Raw genomic sequence first — 15,355 nt, 5'->3', positions numbered from 1 at the left:
GAGGACAAAGGCATGGCTTCCACCGCACTGGAAATCACTCTGCGGCGTGATCGCCTGATTGTTGGCGCGGCCCTTGCCGCGCTGACGGTCGTTTCCTGGCTCTACATACTGTGGCTGGTTGCGACCATGGATATGGGCATGACCATGCCTGCAGGCGACATGACCTCGTCCATGCAGGACGCTGCGCCGATGAGCGACATGGCGATGGGCGAGACGGTGATGGCGGGCCTGCATCCGTGGAGCTTCACCTATTTCGTCTTCATGTTCGTCATGTGGGCGGTGATGATGGTCGGGATGATGACGCCATCCGCCGCGCCCATGATCCTCATCTATGCCCGTGTCGGTCGCGCCGCTGAAGAAAAGGGCAGGCCGCTTGCGGCGACCGGTTTCTTTGCCAGTGGCTATCTTCTTGCCTGGACCGCATTCTCCCTTATCGCGACCCTCGGCCAATGGGCGCTGGAGCAGGCGCTTCTTTTGACACCCATGATGGCGAGCGCGAGCGCGCTCTTCAGTGGACTTGTGCTCATTGCCGCCGGTCTGTTCCAGTGGACCCCGCAGAAGGATGCCTGTCTGAGCCATTGCCAGGCGCCGCTTGCCTTTGTTCATGCCCATGGCGGTTTCCGGCGCGAGCCTCTGGGTGCGCTGGCGCTTGGCTTCCACCACGGGCTTTACTGCATCGGCTGTTGCTGGGCGCTGATGGCGCTTCTGTTTGTCGGCGGCGTGATGAACGTTCTCTGGATTGCCGCCATTGCGATCTTTGTGCTCGCCGAAAAACTGTTGCCGCCGCGCTGGCCGGTGTCGCGCGTGGCCGGTGGCGTTCTGATTGCGCTCGGCATCTGGGTGCTTGCCGGCGGCACGCTTTAGGCTGCGTTCTTGATGGCGCTGCGACAGCAAATGACCTTGCATTCGGCGCGCTGGGCCACTACCTCAAATGGATCAACCTGAAAGGCGCGCCATGACCAACGGAAGCAACCGGATCCTCGACGAATTCGCCAAGCTGATGACCGATGCCGCAGGCGCGGCCCAGGGCGTGCGCCGCGAGGTGGAGACCGCATTTCAGGCGCAGGCCGAGCGGGCCCTGAACGCGATGGACGTCGTCCAGCGTGAAGAATTCGAGATGGTGCGCGAAATGGCGCTCAAGGCGCGCGAAGAAAACGCTGCCCTGACAGCGCGTATCGAAGCACTTGAGGCTCAGCTTGCTGACGCCGGAGCGTCCAAGGCTGCGAAAACTGATTCTAAGCCGGCGTCATCCACCCGGACGAAAAAATAATTTTTTATTACCGTCGCCTGTGTATGGCGTCGAAAAATCCTTGTTCGAGAGTCGCTTACGCCGCGTTGCCCTTGGCAGCGCGGCGTTTCTATCCACACGCCCCCGGTCCTTTCGGCAAAAAAGGTCTGGTCACGCGACTCTGCATCAATAGACTGAATTTACAGCGTGATTCGTAACTGGTCATGCAGTTGGGCAGGGGCGGGCCCGTAGTAGTTCCATGCGTTGTCGTTGTCGCTCCACAATGTGTTTCAAGTTTGAAACGTCTTGCGGGGGAACCCTCCCGCCGTGGATTCTTGCGGGGTGCTTCGGTGCCTCCAGATACGGGAAAGCAGATTAATGAGCCTTCTTGAACTCGACATGACCCGTGATGCGCATCCCGTGGATGTCATCGAACATGTCGCGAACACCAATGACTGGAGCTTCGAGCGCAATGGCGACGACGAGATCGCCATCGCCGTGGCCGGCACCTGGACCGACTACAACGTGTCCTTCTCCTGGATGGAGGAGTTCGAGGCGCTGCATGTGGCATGCGCATTCGATCTGAAGGTGCCCGCGAAGCGCACGCTCGAGGTCATGCGGCTCCTTTCGCTCATCAATGAACAGATGCTGTTCGGTCATTTCGATCTCTGGGAGCGCGAGAACGTCGTCATGTTCCGCCAGGCGCTCGTTCTGTCCGGTGGCGTCGAGCCCACGGGCCAGCAGGTCGAGACCATGCTGAACAGCGCCCTTGAGGCATGCGAATGCTATTATCAGGCATTCCAGTATGTCATCTGGTCCGGCAGCACCGCACAGGAAGCGCTCAACAGCGTCCTGTTCGAAACGCACGGCAACGCATAAGCTGCAGGGCAGGGGAGCGGGCATGTCCTCCGACAAGACACCGGAAATCACCTTTGACGATTTCCTGAAGGTCGATATTCGCATCGGCACGGTCGTCGAGGCAGAGCCCTATCCCGAAGCCCGCAAGCCGGCGATCAAGCTGAAGGTCGATTTCGGTCCCGAGATCGGCATCAAGAAATCGTCGGCGCAGATCACTGCTCACTACACGCCGGAGGCGCTCGTCGGTCGCCAGGTTGTGGCCGTGGTCAACTTCCCTCCGCGCCAGATCGGCAAGTTCATGTCCGAAATCCTAGTCATGGGTTTTTCGGATGAAGACGGCGCGATCGTTCTGGCAGGCTCCGACAAGAAGGTGCCGAACGGCAGCCGCCTGCACTAGGGTCAGGACCCTGGATCGCCCTGCGTCCATCCGGGTGCATGAAGGACGATCCAGACTGCTGCCTGCGCATCTGGCGTCAACGGTCGTAGTCGCCGATTTTCTCTTCATTGCGGCGCCCTGAGCGCTCAGCCGATCACCGGTGTCTGGCTGATGCTGGCGAAGCCGGTTTTCTGATCCGCCAACTCCTTGCTGACCGATTGTTCTTCGCGCATGAAAAAGGCCGTGCGGAGGTCCCATTCCGCACGGCCCCAGACGACCTTATGGGCCGAATGCAGTGATTTGCGTCAGGCGAGTTCTTCGTCGCGCTGGTTGACGAAAATCAGAACGCCGAGGATCGCGACGTAGAACTTGAAGGCAGCGTCCTGGCCGTTCCAGATCTTGGACTGCCACATCAGGAACCACTCGCCGCCAACGACCATGAAGCCGAAGAACCATACGAGGAAGCCGATGGTTGCACCCGCGATCATCAGCTTCTTCGAAGCGTTGAATTCTGCAGCGGAGCCGTTGCGGGCGCCGAGCATCTTCAGGCCGCCGAGCAGGAACAGGACGAAGGTCAGGCCTTCACCTGCGATGATGAGCCAGTAGCCGGCATGCCAGAACGCGGGCGTCGTGATCGCGCGGTACATGGCCGAGTTGCCTTCGAACGTCGTGTCCATGCTGAACACGTGCTGCACGAACGCGAAGTTCGAGCCGTAGTCGGTGATGTTGTTGAACGTAACCATGAACGCGAAAGCCGCGAGGGCCAGCGTCATGGCGATTTTTGCGTAACGTGAGGTCATTTGCCCCTTCCCTCCGATAAGCGACCGGGCAAAACCATTCGTCTGTGGCCCGGGCGCGACTCAGTGTGTTAGACGAAAGGCGTAGGTGCAATCTTTTGTAAGCAAAACGTCAAGCGCGCGCGTATTTTTCGACAAAAGTTTCGACAGTCTGGAGCGGAATTCTTGAAAACGGCTATTGAACTGACCCAAACCGCGCGCCGGAAGGTGGACGCTGAAGGCCTCGGTGACCGTGTCGCCGGGCTGGTGCTTGGCGAATGGGCGCAGACGGGAGACTTCGTGGAACTCGCAGGCGATGGCGAGGCTCTGATCTTCATCATCCACGCGCGCCGCATCCGCATTGAGGCTGATGGCCGTCAGACGCTTGTCTTCAAGCTGGATCATCCGGCGCGGCCGGTCACGCGCTGAACCGGACGGGGCGGGTTCTGCGGCCCGGCCTCAGGCCGGGACCCGGATCACCGCCCGCAGACCGCCAAGCGGACTGTCATCCAGCGACACGTCGCCGCCATGGCTGCGCGCAATGTCGCGCGCGATGGACAGGCCAAGCCCGGTGCCGCTCTCATCCTGATTGCGCGCCTCGTCCAGCCGCACGAACGGCTTGAACACGCTTTCACGCATGTCCTGCGGAATGCCCGGCCCGTCATCGTCCACGGTGATGGTCAGAATGCCGTTTGCATTGCGCGCCGTGATCTCCACCTTGTCGGCATAGCGGAACGCATTGCCGATGACATTGTTGAGCAGGCGGCTGAAGGCATTGGGCCGCACATGCAAAAGCGTGTCGCCCGTTGTCACGATCTTCAGCTCGCAGTCGCGCAGGCCTGCTTCTTCCTGCGCGCGCTCGAAGAAGGCGGCGAGATTGAATTCGCCCGGATCTTCCGCAGCCTCGCCACGGGCGAAGGCAAGATAGCCCTCCAGCATTGAGCGCATGTCCTCGATGTCCTGATTCATCGCCTCAATGTCTTCCTTGCTGCTGGCCACGGCCAGTTGCAGCTTGAAGCGGGTCAGGATGGTGCGCAGATCGTGGCTCACGCCGGTCAGCATGGCCGTGCGCTGTTCGATCTGTCTTTCGATGCGTTCGCGCATCAGCAGGAAGGCGCTGCCGGCGCGGCGCACTTCCTCCGCGCCGCGCGGGTGGAAGCCGCTTGGCGTCGGCCTTCCCTTGCCGAAACTGTCGGCAGCCTCTGCCAGTTGCAGGATCGGACGGATCTGGTTGCGCAGAAAGGCGACGGCGATGGCGATCAGGACAAGCGATGTGCCCACCATCCACAACAGGAAGATGTGCGTGTTCGAGGCATAGGCCTGGCTGCGCCGCGCAAAGACGCGCAGAACCCTGTTGTCGAGCTGGATGCGGATCTCGACAATGTTCGAATTGCCCACTGTGTCCAACCAGAAGGGGCGGTTGATCTGCCGTGTGATCTCTTCGCCCAGCGTCTGATCCAGGATGGAGAAAAAGGGCTTGGGCCCGGGGGCGGGCAGGGGGTCGGGCGGCAGGAGGTCGATCTTCAGGGCCAGCCGCTCCTGCGCAATGCGGATCACCTGGGCGTAGCCGTCATCGTCGGGATAGGTCTCTATCATGTCGATGATCGCGGAGATGTCGCGTGTCACCGCCTGGCTGAGGCGCTGCGTGACGGTCTGCCAGTGACGTTCCATGAACACGAAGGCGATGACCGACTGCAAAAGCAGCATCGGCGCAATCACGATGATCAGCGAGCGCGCATAAAGCTGTTTTGGCATATAGCGCGAGATGACGCGCCAGAAGCGCCGCCATGGTCTGCGCATCGCCCCCAGTGCCTGCTTCAGGCGCGCCAGCGGCGTGATCTTTTCGTTCGAGTTAACCTGCAAGTTCGCCTTCCGCCCTGTGGGTGCCCATTCCCGAGATGCGATTTCGGTTTGATCGTAGAGCATCAGGCCGAAAAGTGGAATCCGGTCTTGCCACATCAGGTGCCCGAAACAGTGTCTCTCTGGCAGAGGGTAATTTCTGCGCTTGACTTCAAGTCGACTTGAACTCCGACACTCGGCCTGTCGGTGGATGGGCTGCCGGCATTTCAGAAGGAAAGATGCATGTCGACGATTTCGACAGACGCCGCATTCGCACCGGTCTACCGGGTCGACAAGTTCGCTGTTCCCGCTTCCGGTCGCGAGGAGTTTCTGGAACGTGTGTCAGTGACCCACGACACCCTGCGCAGGCAGGACGGTTTTGTGCGCGATGTTGTGCTGGAACAGGCCTCGGGGCCGGGCGACTTCAACTTTGTCACGCTGGTGGAATGGCGCGATGAAGCAGCCTTTGCCGGAGCCTCACAGGCTGTCACCAGCATGCACCGGGAAACCGGGTTCGACCGTCATGAAATGATGGAGCGTCTGGGTATCCGGGCGGACATCGCCAATTATCGGGCGTTGCCGGTCTAAGACTATTCCACGCTCAGCCGGTAGCCGATGCCGCGCACGGTCTGGAGATAGACGGGGTTGGAGGGGTCGCGCTCGATCTTGCGGCGCAGGCGATTGATCTGCACGTCGATGGTGCGCTCGCCCACTTCCGAATCCTCGCCCACAAGCTCGTGCCGGGGCACGGTCTCTCCGGCGCGTTCGGCAAAGATGACCATGATGTCGCGTTCGCGATCTGTCAGCTTCACGAGCTTGCCCGTGTGCTTCAGTTCGCGCTTGGCAATCTGGAACGAGTAGGGGCCGAAAACGACCTGTTCCACCTTTGGCGTGGTTTGCGGGCTGCTGCGGCGCAGGATGTTGTTGATGCGCAAAACCAGTTCGCGCGGGTCGAAAGGCTTTGGCAGATAGTCGTCCGCGCCGGCTTCCAGCCCCGATACGCGGCTGTCGGTCTCCGAGAGCGCCGTCAGCATCAGGATAGGGGTTTCCTTTTCCTCGCGGAGAGATTTGGTCAGCGAGACGCCGTCTTCGCCCGGCATCATCACATCGAGAACCACCAGATCGAAGTCGAGCCCGACGAGCTTGCGTCGCGCTTCGGCGGCATTGCTGGCGATGGTGACGCGGAAACCGTTTTCGCGCAGGAAGCGGTTGAGAAGGCTGCGAATGCGTGTGTCATCGTCCACGACCAGCAAATGCGGCGCATCATCGCTCAGGACCGTCTTGTCCTTTTCGAGATTGCCGGTTTCGCTCATCGTGATGACCTCCTGAACTCGTGGCGCCTGAATCGGTGCCTTACTTAGAACGCCCGTTTGGCAGTTTGTCCATCTGGGGGCGCAGTTCCGGGTTCACCATGGCGCGCAGGAAGCGCTCCACTGCGGCGACGTCGCCCGGCTCCGCCTCTTCAAGTGCCGCACGGATGCGGCGGGACTGTGGCAGGGCGAGTTCCATCGCCAGGTCACGCCCCTTCTGCGTGGGATAGAGCTCGCGTTGGCGGCGGTCGCGCGGGCCGGGAACCTGCACGATGTAGCCATCATCGATCAGCTGTTTCAGAACGCGCGCCAGGCTCTGCTTGGTGATCCTCAGAACATCCAGCAATTCCGCCACGGTCAGGCCGGGCAACCGGTTCACAAAGTGCAGCACCCGGTGGTGCGCGCGCCCGAAACCATACTCGGCAAGGATGGCGTCCGGATCGGCGGTGAAGTCGCGATAGGCGAAGAAGAGATGCTCGATAACGGCAAAATCCACGCCATCGTCCAGCGTCAGCGGGGTTTTGATCGGCTCATCGTCGATTGTGCTCATGGGCTGCTTGCAGTCGATTTCATTTGTTGGCGAAGAAATTATGTCAGCCTTATTGACATAATTTCGGCGCGTTGATAATTTTTGACAACGTTTTAGGTCTGTAGCGCACAAATTGGTATCTGGAAGAAGCTTTTACGGAACTTCCTTCAAATTCCTGTCCGCCACAGGTAGGCTAAGACGATTGAAGGCGCCGCCCGAGGGGCGGCATTTCGGTTTGTCCGGTCGTTGGAATACGGACCGGCAGGAGAGGTTACATGGCAGCGGTTCCTTTTGATCAGCTCGAGGGCTTTATCTGGCTCAATGGTGAATTCGTCAAATGGGCAGACGCCAAGATTCACGTACTGACCCATGGCTTGCATTATGCAAGCGCGGTGTTCGAGGGCGAGCGCGCCTATGATGGCGAGATCTTCAAGCTCACCGAGCACACAGAGCGTCTGCATGAATCGGCGCGGATTCTCGGCTTCACCATTCCCTGGTCGGTGGAAGAAATCGACGATGCGTGCCGCGAGCTTCTGGCGCGTCAGGGCTTCTCCGATGCCTATGTGCGCCCGATTGCCTGGCGCGGCAGTGAGCTGATGGGCGTTTCGGCCCAGCAGAACCGCATCAACCTCGCCATCGCCATCTGGCAGTGGCCGAGCTATTTCGATCCGGAGCAGCGCCTGAAGGGCATCCGTCTCGATATCGCAGAATATTGCCGTCCGGATCCGCGCACTGCGCCGTCCCGGTCCAAGGCTGCCGGTCTCTACATGATCTGCACCCTGTCCAAGCACGCCGCAGAGGCCAAGGGTTATGCCGACGCGATGATGCTCGACTGGCGCGGTCAGGTTGCCGAGGCGACCGGTGCGAACATCTTCTTCGTCAAGGACGGCGTTCTCCACACGCCGACCCCGGACTGTTTCCTGGATGGCATCACCCGGCGCACGGTGATCGAGCTCGCGCGCCGTCGCGGCATCGAGGTTGTCGAGCGTGCGATCATGCCCGAAGAGCTGGAAGGCTTCGAGCAGTGCTTCTTATGTGGCACGGCCGCCGAAGTTACGCCGGTTGCAGAGATCGGGCCGTACCGTTTCGAAGTCGGTGAAATCACGCGTCTTCTGATGAACGACTACGCCAGCGAGGTTCGTCCGAGCCTGCGCGTCGCTGCGGAGTAGAAGGGATGCAATCAGGGGTTTATCCTCTGATTCTATACACCCTTTATTTGACATGGGCCGGATTCGCGTTTTCATGGGCGCGCCGGCCACGAACGGTCGGCTCTACATGAGGGACCGAATATGGAAGCTCTACTTCCGATTATCATTCAGGCGGTAACGGGTGTGCTCGGTGGCGAAGCCATCGGAACAGTTGTGAAGAAAGCCGCGATGGGCCATGGCGCCAAGATTTTGAGCGGCATCATTGGCGGTGTTGGCGGCGGTGCTCTGCTGTCGGGCATGGGCGGTGACGCCGGCGCGCTGAGCGGTCTGCTCGGCGATGCCGTTGGCGGCGCTGTCGGTGGCGGTGTGTTGACGGGCCTTGTCGGTGTCGTTATGGGCGCCATGAACAAGAGCTGAGTTCTGTCGAATTCTCGAAGCGGGCAGCCTTGCGGTTGCCCGTTTTGCATTTTTGCCGCATTGCGGCATCTGTAACCTGGAGGGCTTCATGGGAAATCTTCGCGCCGGTGTCATTCCCGTGACGCCATTTCAGCAAAACTGCACGATCCTCTTCGATGAAGAGACGAAGGCTGGTGTCGTTGTCGATCCCGGTGGCGAGGTGGATCGCATCCGTGCCGCGATTGAGGAAAACGGCATTGCCGTCGAGGCCATCTGGCTTACCCATGGTCATATCGATCATGCGGGCGGCGCGATGGACCTGAAAGAGGCGCTTGGCGTGCCGCTGATCGGGCCGCATGAGGATGACCGCGAACTCCTCTCCAATCTGGAAAATCAGGCGCGCATGTTCGGGCTGGATCAAAGTGCGCGCAACGTCACGCCGGATCGCTACCTGAACGAAGGCGAGACGGTTTCCTTCGGCGATCATGTCTTCGAAGTGTTTCACTGCCCGGGGCATGCGCCGGGCCATGTGGTGTTCTTCAATCGCGATGCGCGCTTTGCCCATGTCGGCGATGTGCTCTTCAATGGCTCCATCGGCCGCACCGACCTTCCGGGCGGCGATCACGACGCTCTGATCCGGTCGATCAAGGACAAGCTCCTGCCGCTGGGCGATGATATCGGCTTTCTGTGCGGGCATGGTCCCGGCGGAAGGTTTGGCGACGAGCGCCGCAGCAATCCCTTCCTCGTCTAGTTCCAGGCAGCGTTTCGTGGAAACGCTGCTTACGCCATCTCTCCTTACTGCTCGCGCATTCCCGCGAGGGCCGGTTATCTGGCTGACTTGCGGGTTGCTTCGTACGTCAGGCCCGGTTCGGGTTCAGTCGTGCGAGGCCATATCCCGCCAGGGCAAGGGCGATGCCTGATGCAATCGTTCTCGTCTGGTTCCAGAACTGCCAGCGCGAAGAATAGTCGGTCCAGATTTCCTGCGCCGCATCCAGCTCCTTGGGCACGACGACAAGAGCCAGCGCTTCGTTCATCGGCACGTTGATTGCCGCTGTCAGCAACAGCCCCAGTGCGAGATAGACAAGCGCTCCGAAGCCGAAAAAGGCTGCGGACGTCTTCTGCCCGCTGCGCAGGATCAGGAACGCGGCAAGCCCCATCACCACCGGCGTCAGAAAGAATGCCGGGAAGAAAACCGCGTTGCGCACGGAGGCGTTCATCGCCTGCATGGCCTGGATTGCCACGCGGGGATCTGCCTGATCGAGCCCCCACATGGTCGAGCAGACCCAGGCATAGAAGAAGCCGAAAATCGCCCCCGCAAACAGGATCGCGGTTATCGAAACGGCAGTGGTCAATGCGCGCATCATCATCTCCTCTGTTTTCGTACACATATGTACGGTTTTGTAATTCCGTACATTGATGTACGATTTGAGTCAACGAGACCGGAGATTCGGATGCGGGACGAAACGCGGGCGCAGAGACAGCTCCAGATAGAAGAGGCTGCCTATGCGCTGCTTGGCGAGAAGGGGTATGGCGCAACATCGATGCTCAGTGTCGCCAGAGTGGCGCGGGCCTCGAATGAAACGCTCTATCGCTGGTATGGCGACAAGCGCGGGCTCTTCAAATCGATGGTCGAGACCAATGCGCGTGATATCCGGGCCGCGCTCCGCGATGCAATCGACAGCGGGGCTGATCCTCTGGCCAGTCTTGAGGAAGTCGCGCCGGTTCTCCTCACCATGCTTCTTGGAGAGAAGGCGGTTTTGCTCAACCGCGCGGCCGCTGCCGATGAAACCGGCGAGCTTGGAGCGGCGCTGGCAGAGGGAGGGCGCAATGCGGTTGCGCCGCTGATCGAGGCGCTGCTTCGCCAATCTATGGAAAGCGGTGCGATCCGGGCCCCTTCCGCTGCGACGGCGGCCGAGTGGTTTCTCGGGCTTCTCATCGGTGATCTGCAGATCAGGCGGGTCATCGGGGTGCTGCCAGAACCCGGTGCGGACTTTGTTGCGGACAGGGTGGCTGGCGCTTTGGCTGCTTTCAGGGTGCTATGCGTCAATGCGTCTCAGGGTTGAATTTTTTATTAAGAATCATCTATAGGTAAATTCTGCATCCTGAGAATGCAGAATTTGTTCCGAGGATCGCATTTGTCTCGAGGGTTGCATTTGTCCCGAAAATCGCATTTGTCCGTGTTGGCGATTTCCGGATGGCGACGCGTAATCTGTCCCGCGTCAGTCTCTCGTGTTCTGATCTCGTTTTACTCATGCGTGTTATCCGGGCTGTGTCTTGACGCCCTGACCAGCTTTTTCATGAAGAAAGGCCGGGCAAAGCCCGGCCTCTTTTTCTGGAGCAGGGAAACTCCGGGTGTCTAGCGCGGCTGGCAGAAATGCCGGTTTCCATCATACCCCATGAAGGTGCCGGTCCGGCCATCGAAGCTGCGGTAGCGGTTTGAGCAGTAGCGGAACCATTCACGCGACCAGGGCTCCATGCTCGCCCGGTACTGAACGGGACGTTCGCGATAGGCCGGGCGTTCGCGGTAGGCGGGCGCGCTCGGATAGTAATCGCGGTAGACCGGCTGGTAATCCGGGTAGCGCGGGCGACGCGGCGGATCGATATAGACGCGCTCGTCGCCGCGACGCGAGTCCGAGAGCAGGCCGCCGACAATGGCGCCCGCAGCCAGGCCGAGCACGCCAGCAGCGATGGCGTCATTGTTGTTGTTGTGCCGGTGGCGATTGCGGTGGCCGGCGTCGGCCGTCGAGATCGCCCCAAGCGTTGTTGCAGCCACGGCAAGCGAAAGAATGCCCGTCTTCAGGATGCGTTTCATGACCTTACCTCTTCAAGTGTCGCTGCCGTGTTCAGGGGGAGGGGGGGCAGCTGTCACAGAGGGTTTATTCACTGGCACCTGAATGCTGCCTGAATAAGGCTGCCATCTTGTGTTCAACCGTTATGAAGGGGCCACATATTCCGTGTTGCCGCGAGGGTGGCTTTACGGGGGCGGTCGGTGCGGTCCGGCTGTCTGCCTTTGCCTGGAGGGCGCGCAAAATTGTACAGGCAGAAGGGAGTGTTCATCGCAGTGATGAGCAATCCGGTTGCGCGCGGGTTCGGTGTTTTGGAGAAGAGGCTTAATTCAGGCCGAACAGACATATCGCGCGACCATTTGGCGGTCGTGCGTCTTCATCCTGTCCGGGTGCAGGTGGGCCTGCCGCGGAGGGCAGGCGATACGGCGCCTCAGGCGCCGCAGGCCCTGGTCAGGAGGCAACCATCAGGTTGACGGCCTTGGGGCCTTTGCCACGCTTGTCGGGCTCGGTCTCGAATGTGACCTTCTGCCCGTCTTCCAGTCCCGCCAGACCGGAAGCCTGAACTGCTGAAATGTGAACGAAAACGTCCTTCTCGCCATCATCCGGGGTAATGAACCCGTATCCCTTGGCTTGGTTGAAGAACTTTACTGTACCACTCTGCGACATAGGAAGGAGTCCTTTCTCCCTTTATGCTGGTTTCGGCGGGCCAACCTCTTGAAGGGTTTTAGGCCCATGGCGTCATCGGTCGTTTACTGGGGGAGAAGAAACAGTCAGCTTCGCGCCTCGCAGTGGGGACCCGTGATTGTGGGCTCTTCGCCCGCACAAGCATATTGTCCTCTTACTATCGGTGCGACTTCCCAGACGGGCCTAAATGGACCCGCTACTGGGGCATGCCATTCCAGTCTCCGGGCCCGCAAATGCCCGAATGGCAGGGAGCTTCCCCGATTTTTTCAAGGGTATCAAGAGAAAGTTTTATGAATAATACGAATTGCGAAGGTGTCTGCGTCTGCAATTCCAGCGAGCAAAGAAAAAGCGCGGCGTTTGCACGCCGCGCTCAAACTCTACAACCGAGATAACCCGGTATTAGGCAGCCGAAAGGTTGACTGCCTTCGGGCCTTTGCCCATGCGATCGGGCTCGACCTCGAAGGAAACCTTCTGGCCGTCGGTGAGCGTGGTCATGCCGGAGCGCTCAACTGCGGAGATGTGTACGAAAACGTCTTTCGCGCCATCGTCCGGGGTGATGAAGCCGAAGCCTTTGCTCGCATTGAAAAATTTAACGGTGCCTGTCTGGGCCATTGGGAAACTCCTTTTCCCTTTGAGAGTTCGCGCCTGCGCAACGTGCACAGATTAGCGGTGGTTCGAGAGTTTGAAGAAAATCGGGGAAAGGGGCCGTCCAAATCATAAAGCTTCCAGTCTCCGGGTCTGCAATCACCCGAGCGCGGGGAATCTATGACACGAAAGGGAAATGGCTACAAGACTGCGTGTACTAGCTAATTGTCTATGATTTACGCATGCTGAACCGGCTTCAATCGCGGGCTGCGGCCTCCAGCAGCGCGATGTCGAGCTTCACCATTTCCAGCATTGCCTCCGTCGCCCGTCTCGCTTTGGCGCGGTCGGGATCACTGATGAGGGCGTTGAGCATTGCGGGAACGATCTGCCAGCTCAGTCCCCAGCGATCCCTCAGCCAGCCGCATTGCTCTGTCGCGCCGCCTTCGCTCAGCGCCTCCCAACGCCTGTCAATCTCGGCTTGCGTTTCGCACTCGGCAACGATGGAGAAACTGTGGTTAAAACTGTCGAGTGGCCCGGCTTCCAGCGCCCGATAGCGCTGGCCCGCAAGTGTGAGTTCTGCGATTTTCACGCTGCCTGGAGGTCCGGCTGGCGTCTCTGTCGGCGGCGTGGTGACGCTGTCGATCCGGGAATTGGGTATCAGTGACCTGTAGAGGCCGATTGCGGCCTCCATGTCCTTCTCGAACCAGAAGTGTTGTGTGATGTTCATGGCCACGTCCTTTCCTTCTGGTTTGCCTTGGGGGTGTGAGTCCCAAGGACGAAGGAGAGGGCGGTTTTCCGACAGAAGGATGCGCTGCCGGTTGTAGCGGATATCGTTTCAGTCGCTGGCAGTGAGTGTCAGCAGGCTTTCGGCATAACCGTTGCCGGCAACCGATGAGCAGAGCGAAGTCCATTCGCAGCCAAGGCACGCCTGGCGTGTCGCGCCTCTGGCGAAGCTGGTCCGCATCCGGGCGAGAAGCTTTCGGTCGGGCGTCAGCAAATGGCCGATTTCGACTGGTTGTCCCAGCCAGCGTGTCAGCGCCCCTGCGGCGCGCCGGTCGCGTTCGCGGACGCTGCCATTCAGGCAATGCGGCGTTGCCTCTTCGGCGATGAGGGGTTGGCAGATGTCGTCCGGACCGTCGACGATCAGGATCTGCTCACCTGCGTTGAGGTGTTCGATGATCCGGTCGTAATTGGCGGTGAAGGCGGGGCTGTAGCCCCGCCCGACATAGGTCAGAATGCACAGGAGATGATGTGCACGCAGCCGTACCGTCATTACGCATCGCCCCGTTTTGCGGTGCGCGAGAGCGCCACCAGCGACGCTGCGCCCAGTGCCGATTTCAGGATTGCGCCGACAATAAAGGGGGTGACGCCAAGCATGATTGCCTTTTCGAGGCCGATCATGCCGGCAAGCCACAGACCGCCCATGGCGAGGCAGAGGGCGTTCGCGGCCAGCATGGAGGTGAAGGCAAGGAGCGGGCGCTGCGCATTCCAGCCGCGTTCCGTGAGTGCGCCGACGAGCAGCGCCATGAGCGGGAATGAGGCGAGATAGCCGCCCGTCGGGCCTGCGAAATGCGCAAGGCCGCCTGCGCCGCCGGCCAGAACCGGCATGCCGATCATGGCTTCGCCGAGCCATGCGAGCACCGTCAGGGTGCCGAGCCTTGCGCCGTAGAGTGCGCCGATCATGGCGACGGCGAATGTCTGCATGGTCACGGGGACGGGCACCATTGGAACTTCGATGCGTGACGCCACTGCCAGGAAGAGCGTGCCAAGCACGACTGCCCCGGCCTTGAAGGCGAGCGACTTCTCGTTGAGCCGGAGTGCGCCGGCATGGCCGATGAGGCCGGTGGTCTGCTGTGAAGCTAAGCTGTGAGGCATGGTCTCTCTCAAATTATAGATAATTATGAGTCTTCATCTATTATTGAGTCCATATTCGCGTCGGCTTGGCAAGGGGGTGTGCAAAATCTCACGCATTGCGTCTTTTGCGCTACGTCCAGGCGCGATTGTGTCACCGCAGGGCAGTGTGACGCTCGGGGAGCAGGTTGGACGCGATTTTGTGGTGGCCGTTGGACCGGAGTTAGCCCTAATTAGCCTTCGATCACGAAGGCTTCGCGTCGCTTGCCGGATGCGGTTTCAACTGGCCTGCGTCCGATCCATTGCACATGCCGCGCGAGCACGGCCGAGGCCGCATCCACTTCGCCGCGCCGCAGGTGCTCAAGGATCGCGCGATGGTCGCGGTCCGTGCGGGTTTCCCAGTTAGAGCGCCAGGCCGAAAAAAGAAAGCGCGCGCTTGCCGCATGCAGATCGTCGATCGCCGCCAGCAGGCGGGGCATGCTGCACGGCGTGAGCAGAAGCCTGTGAAAGCGCCGGTTTGCGGTCTCCCACGCGATCACGTCGCGCGCCTGATCGCCTTCAAGGATTGCCTCTTCCGCAGCCTTGAGGATTGCCGGTGTCAGGTGCTGTGCTGCGTTGCGCAGGGCGAGAACTTCGAGCGCGGCGCGCATCTCGGCCACTTCGCGCACCTGGTTCAGATCGAACGCCGCCACCCTCACGCCGCGGCGCGGTTCGCTCTTGGCCAGCCCCTGCGCTTCGAGCAGCCGAAAGGCCTCGCGCACGGGCACATGGCTTGCGCCAAATTCTTCGGCGATGTGGTCCTGCCGCAGGCGTGCACCCGGCTCCAGCGCGCCGGAGACGATGCGGTCGGCAAGCGTGCGCGCGATCTGTGCGGCTTTGGTCTCTTTGCGATCACTCATGATTATAGATAATTTGCTTCGCGCTGATTTGTCGAGCCATCTTTCTCGCTTCCCCGTTCGGATTCGGATGGATGGGCGGCTCGCCCGACG

General features: G+C 60.4%; 22 protein-coding genes. 10 read left to right on the top strand and 12 right to left on the bottom strand.

Annotated elements, in window-relative coordinates:
- Positions 1–12 precede the first annotated feature (12 nt).
- From DEJ54_RS18220 to DEJ54_RS18205, 4 genes are all read left to right on the top strand, one after another.
- Complete coding sequence (locus tag DEJ54_RS18220; protein WP_113155810.1) at positions 13–864, top strand: DUF2182 domain-containing protein; 852 nt, start codon at positions 13–15, stop codon at positions 862–864.
- 91 nt (positions 865–955) lie between these two features.
- A complete protein-coding gene (locus tag DEJ54_RS18215) occupies positions 956–1,270 on the top strand; it encodes an accessory factor UbiK family protein (RefSeq protein WP_113155809.1) in 315 nt (104 codons plus the stop codon).
- Positions 1,271–1,606: 336 nt separating this feature from the next.
- Positions 1,607–2,107 carry a YbjN domain-containing protein gene (locus tag DEJ54_RS18210; RefSeq protein ID WP_113155808.1) on the top strand — a complete coding sequence of 167 codons (501 nt, stop codon included), beginning with the start codon at positions 1,607–1,609 and terminating at the stop codon, positions 2,105–2,107.
- A 22-nt stretch (positions 2,108–2,129) separates the two neighbouring features.
- Positions 2,130–2,483 (top strand): tRNA-binding protein, encoded by a 354-nt coding sequence (locus DEJ54_RS18205; RefSeq protein ID WP_113155807.1) that lies wholly within the window; start codon positions 2,130–2,132, stop codon positions 2,481–2,483.
- 284 nt (positions 2,484–2,767) lie between these two features.
- On the opposite strand, the gene DEJ54_RS18200 is transcribed toward DEJ54_RS18205, so the two are convergent.
- Complete coding sequence (locus DEJ54_RS18200; protein ID WP_113155806.1) at positions 2,768–3,262, bottom strand: DUF2165 family protein; 495 nt, start codon at positions 3,260–3,262, stop codon at positions 2,768–2,770.
- A 162-nt stretch (positions 3,263–3,424) separates the two neighbouring features.
- Here DEJ54_RS18200 and DEJ54_RS18195 point away from each other — a divergent pair, with 162 nt between their 5' ends.
- Positions 3,425–3,667 carry a hypothetical protein gene (locus DEJ54_RS18195; protein ID WP_113155805.1) on the top strand — a complete coding sequence of 81 codons (243 nt, stop codon included), beginning with the start codon at positions 3,425–3,427 and terminating at the stop codon, positions 3,665–3,667.
- A 30-nt stretch (positions 3,668–3,697) separates the two neighbouring features.
- On the opposite strand, the gene DEJ54_RS18190 is transcribed toward DEJ54_RS18195, so the two are convergent.
- A complete protein-coding gene (locus tag DEJ54_RS18190) occupies positions 3,698–5,038 on the bottom strand; it encodes an ATP-binding protein (protein WP_113156386.1) in 1,341 nt (446 codons plus the stop codon).
- A 282-nt stretch (positions 5,039–5,320) separates the two neighbouring features.
- On the opposite strand from DEJ54_RS18190, the gene DEJ54_RS18185 reads away from it, so the two are divergent.
- On the top strand, positions 5,321–5,665 hold the full coding sequence (locus DEJ54_RS18185; protein ID WP_113155804.1) for an antibiotic biosynthesis monooxygenase: 345 nt from the start codon (positions 5,321–5,323) through the stop codon (positions 5,663–5,665).
- Between the two features lie 2 nt (positions 5,666–5,667).
- Here the strand turns inward: DEJ54_RS18185 and DEJ54_RS18180 are convergent, their stop codons facing one another.
- Positions 5,668–6,390: a response regulator gene (locus DEJ54_RS18180; RefSeq protein ID WP_113155803.1), complete on the bottom strand. Its 723-nt coding sequence runs from the start codon at positions 6,388–6,390 to the stop codon at positions 5,668–5,670.
- A gap of 40 nt (positions 6,391–6,430) precedes the next feature.
- Positions 6,431–6,937 (bottom strand): MarR family winged helix-turn-helix transcriptional regulator, encoded by a 507-nt coding sequence (locus DEJ54_RS18175; RefSeq protein ID WP_113155802.1) that lies wholly within the window; start codon positions 6,935–6,937, stop codon positions 6,431–6,433.
- 254 nt (positions 6,938–7,191) lie between these two features.
- Here DEJ54_RS18175 and DEJ54_RS18170 point away from each other — a divergent pair, with 254 nt between their 5' ends.
- From DEJ54_RS18170 to DEJ54_RS18160, 3 genes are all read left to right on the top strand, one after another.
- The gene (locus tag DEJ54_RS18170; RefSeq protein WP_113155801.1) at positions 7,192–8,085 is read left to right on the top strand and encodes a branched-chain amino acid aminotransferase; all 894 of its coding nucleotides are present in this window, start codon (positions 7,192–7,194) and stop codon (positions 8,083–8,085) included.
- 120 nt (positions 8,086–8,205) lie between these two features.
- Positions 8,206–8,481, top strand: a complete 276-nt coding sequence (locus DEJ54_RS18165) for a hypothetical protein (protein WP_113155800.1) — start codon at positions 8,206–8,208, stop codon at positions 8,479–8,481.
- An 88-nt stretch (positions 8,482–8,569) separates the two neighbouring features.
- Positions 8,570–9,211, top strand: coding sequence for an MBL fold metallo-hydrolase (locus tag DEJ54_RS18160; RefSeq protein WP_113155799.1), 642 nt, complete (start codon positions 8,570–8,572; stop codon positions 9,209–9,211).
- Positions 9,212–9,317: 106 nt separating this feature from the next.
- On the opposite strand, the gene DEJ54_RS18155 is transcribed toward DEJ54_RS18160, so the two are convergent.
- Complete coding sequence (locus DEJ54_RS18155; protein WP_113156385.1) at positions 9,318–9,821, bottom strand: DUF1772 domain-containing protein; 504 nt, start codon at positions 9,819–9,821, stop codon at positions 9,318–9,320.
- A gap of 90 nt (positions 9,822–9,911) precedes the next feature.
- Here DEJ54_RS18155 and DEJ54_RS18150 point away from each other — a divergent pair, with 90 nt between their 5' ends.
- On the top strand, positions 9,912–10,523 hold the full coding sequence (locus tag DEJ54_RS18150) for a TetR/AcrR family transcriptional regulator (protein ID WP_113155798.1): 612 nt from the start codon (positions 9,912–9,914) through the stop codon (positions 10,521–10,523).
- 293 nt (positions 10,524–10,816) lie between these two features.
- Here the strand turns inward: DEJ54_RS18150 and DEJ54_RS18145 are convergent, their stop codons facing one another.
- The 7 genes from DEJ54_RS18145 to DEJ54_RS18115 all read right to left on the bottom strand — a co-directional run bounded on the left by DEJ54_RS18145 (position 10,817) and on the right by DEJ54_RS18115 (position 15,265).
- Positions 10,817–11,272 carry a BA14K family protein gene (locus tag DEJ54_RS18145; RefSeq protein WP_113155797.1) on the bottom strand — a complete coding sequence of 152 codons (456 nt, stop codon included), beginning with the start codon at positions 11,270–11,272 and terminating at the stop codon, positions 10,817–10,819.
- A 424-nt stretch (positions 11,273–11,696) separates the two neighbouring features.
- On the bottom strand, positions 11,697–11,912 hold the full coding sequence (locus tag DEJ54_RS18140; protein WP_113155796.1) for a cold-shock protein: 216 nt from the start codon (positions 11,910–11,912) through the stop codon (positions 11,697–11,699).
- A gap of 417 nt (positions 11,913–12,329) precedes the next feature.
- Entirely contained in the window at positions 12,330–12,542 is a 213-nt protein-coding gene (locus tag DEJ54_RS18135) for a cold-shock protein (protein WP_113155795.1), read from the bottom strand.
- 229 nt (positions 12,543–12,771) lie between these two features.
- Positions 12,772–13,242, bottom strand: coding sequence for a VOC family protein (locus DEJ54_RS18130; RefSeq protein WP_113155794.1), 471 nt, complete (start codon positions 13,240–13,242; stop codon positions 12,772–12,774).
- A 108-nt stretch (positions 13,243–13,350) separates the two neighbouring features.
- Positions 13,351–13,788: a DUF1284 domain-containing protein gene (locus DEJ54_RS18125; RefSeq protein WP_113155793.1), complete on the bottom strand. Its 438-nt coding sequence runs from the start codon at positions 13,786–13,788 to the stop codon at positions 13,351–13,353.
- Positions 13,788–14,390 carry a biotin transporter BioY gene (locus DEJ54_RS18120; RefSeq protein ID WP_113155792.1) on the bottom strand — a complete coding sequence of 201 codons (603 nt, stop codon included), beginning with the start codon at positions 14,388–14,390 and terminating at the stop codon, positions 13,788–13,790. The genes DEJ54_RS18125 and DEJ54_RS18120 overlap by 1 nt, the downstream gene beginning before the upstream one ends.
- A 209-nt stretch (positions 14,391–14,599) precedes the next feature.
- The gene (locus DEJ54_RS18115; RefSeq protein WP_113155791.1) at positions 14,600–15,265 is read right to left on the bottom strand and encodes a GntR family transcriptional regulator; all 666 of its coding nucleotides are present in this window, start codon (positions 15,263–15,265) and stop codon (positions 14,600–14,602) included.
- Between the last annotated feature and the right edge of the window lie 90 nt (positions 15,266–15,355).

The sequence above is a fragment of the Nitratireductor sp. OM-1 genome, assembly GCF_003296175.1.
GTDB classification, from domain to species: Bacteria; Pseudomonadota; Alphaproteobacteria; order Rhizobiales; family Rhizobiaceae; genus Nitratireductor; species Nitratireductor aquimarinus.
This window is presented reverse-complemented; position numbering and strand designations above follow the sequence as displayed.

Coding starts and splice junctions, on each gene's coding strand:
- DEJ54_RS18160 (WP_113155799.1), top strand. CDS start 8,570: ATGGGAAATCTTCGCGCCGGTGTCATTCCCGTGACGCCATTTCAGCAA.
- DEJ54_RS18130 (WP_113155794.1), bottom strand. CDS start 13,242: ATGAACATCACACAACACTTCTGGTTCGAGAAGGACATGGAGGCCGCA.
- DEJ54_RS18170 (WP_113155801.1), top strand. CDS start 7,192: ATGGCAGCGGTTCCTTTTGATCAGCTCGAGGGCTTTATCTGGCTCAAT.
- DEJ54_RS18210 (WP_113155808.1), top strand. CDS start 1,607: ATGAGCCTTCTTGAACTCGACATGACCCGTGATGCGCATCCCGTGGAT.
- DEJ54_RS18175 (WP_113155802.1), bottom strand. CDS start 6,937: ATGAGCACAATCGACGATGAGCCGATCAAAACCCCGCTGACGCTGGAC.
- DEJ54_RS18120 (WP_113155792.1), bottom strand. CDS start 14,390: ATGCCTCACAGCTTAGCTTCACAGCAGACCACCGGCCTCATCGGCCAT.
- DEJ54_RS18180 (WP_113155803.1), bottom strand. CDS start 6,390: ATGAGCGAAACCGGCAATCTCGAAAAGGACAAGACGGTCCTGAGCGAT.
- DEJ54_RS18155 (WP_113156385.1), bottom strand. CDS start 9,821: ATGCGCGCATTGACCACTGCCGTTTCGATAACCGCGATCCTGTTTGCG.
- DEJ54_RS18215 (WP_113155809.1), top strand. CDS start 956: ATGACCAACGGAAGCAACCGGATCCTCGACGAATTCGCCAAGCTGATG.
- DEJ54_RS18185 (WP_113155804.1), top strand. CDS start 5,321: ATGTCGACGATTTCGACAGACGCCGCATTCGCACCGGTCTACCGGGTC.
- DEJ54_RS18190 (WP_113156386.1), bottom strand. CDS start 5,038: ATGCGCAGACCATGGCGGCGCTTCTGGCGCGTCATCTCGCGCTATATG.
- DEJ54_RS18125 (WP_113155793.1), bottom strand. CDS start 13,788: ATGACGGTACGGCTGCGTGCACATCATCTCCTGTGCATTCTGACCTAT.
- DEJ54_RS18135 (WP_113155795.1), bottom strand. CDS start 12,542: ATGGCCCAGACAGGCACCGTTAAATTTTTCAATGCGAGCAAAGGCTTC.
- DEJ54_RS18145 (WP_113155797.1), bottom strand. CDS start 11,272: ATGAAACGCATCCTGAAGACGGGCATTCTTTCGCTTGCCGTGGCTGCA.
- DEJ54_RS18205 (WP_113155807.1), top strand. CDS start 2,130: ATGTCCTCCGACAAGACACCGGAAATCACCTTTGACGATTTCCTGAAG.
- DEJ54_RS18150 (WP_113155798.1), top strand. CDS start 9,912: ATGCGGGACGAAACGCGGGCGCAGAGACAGCTCCAGATAGAAGAGGCT.
- DEJ54_RS18115 (WP_113155791.1), bottom strand. CDS start 15,265: ATGAGTGATCGCAAAGAGACCAAAGCCGCACAGATCGCGCGCACGCTT.
- DEJ54_RS18165 (WP_113155800.1), top strand. CDS start 8,206: ATGGAAGCTCTACTTCCGATTATCATTCAGGCGGTAACGGGTGTGCTC.
- DEJ54_RS18140 (WP_113155796.1), bottom strand. CDS start 11,912: ATGTCGCAGAGTGGTACAGTAAAGTTCTTCAACCAAGCCAAGGGATAC.
- DEJ54_RS18220 (WP_113155810.1), top strand. CDS start 13: ATGGCTTCCACCGCACTGGAAATCACTCTGCGGCGTGATCGCCTGATT.
- DEJ54_RS18200 (WP_113155806.1), bottom strand. CDS start 3,262: ATGACCTCACGTTACGCAAAAATCGCCATGACGCTGGCCCTCGCGGCT.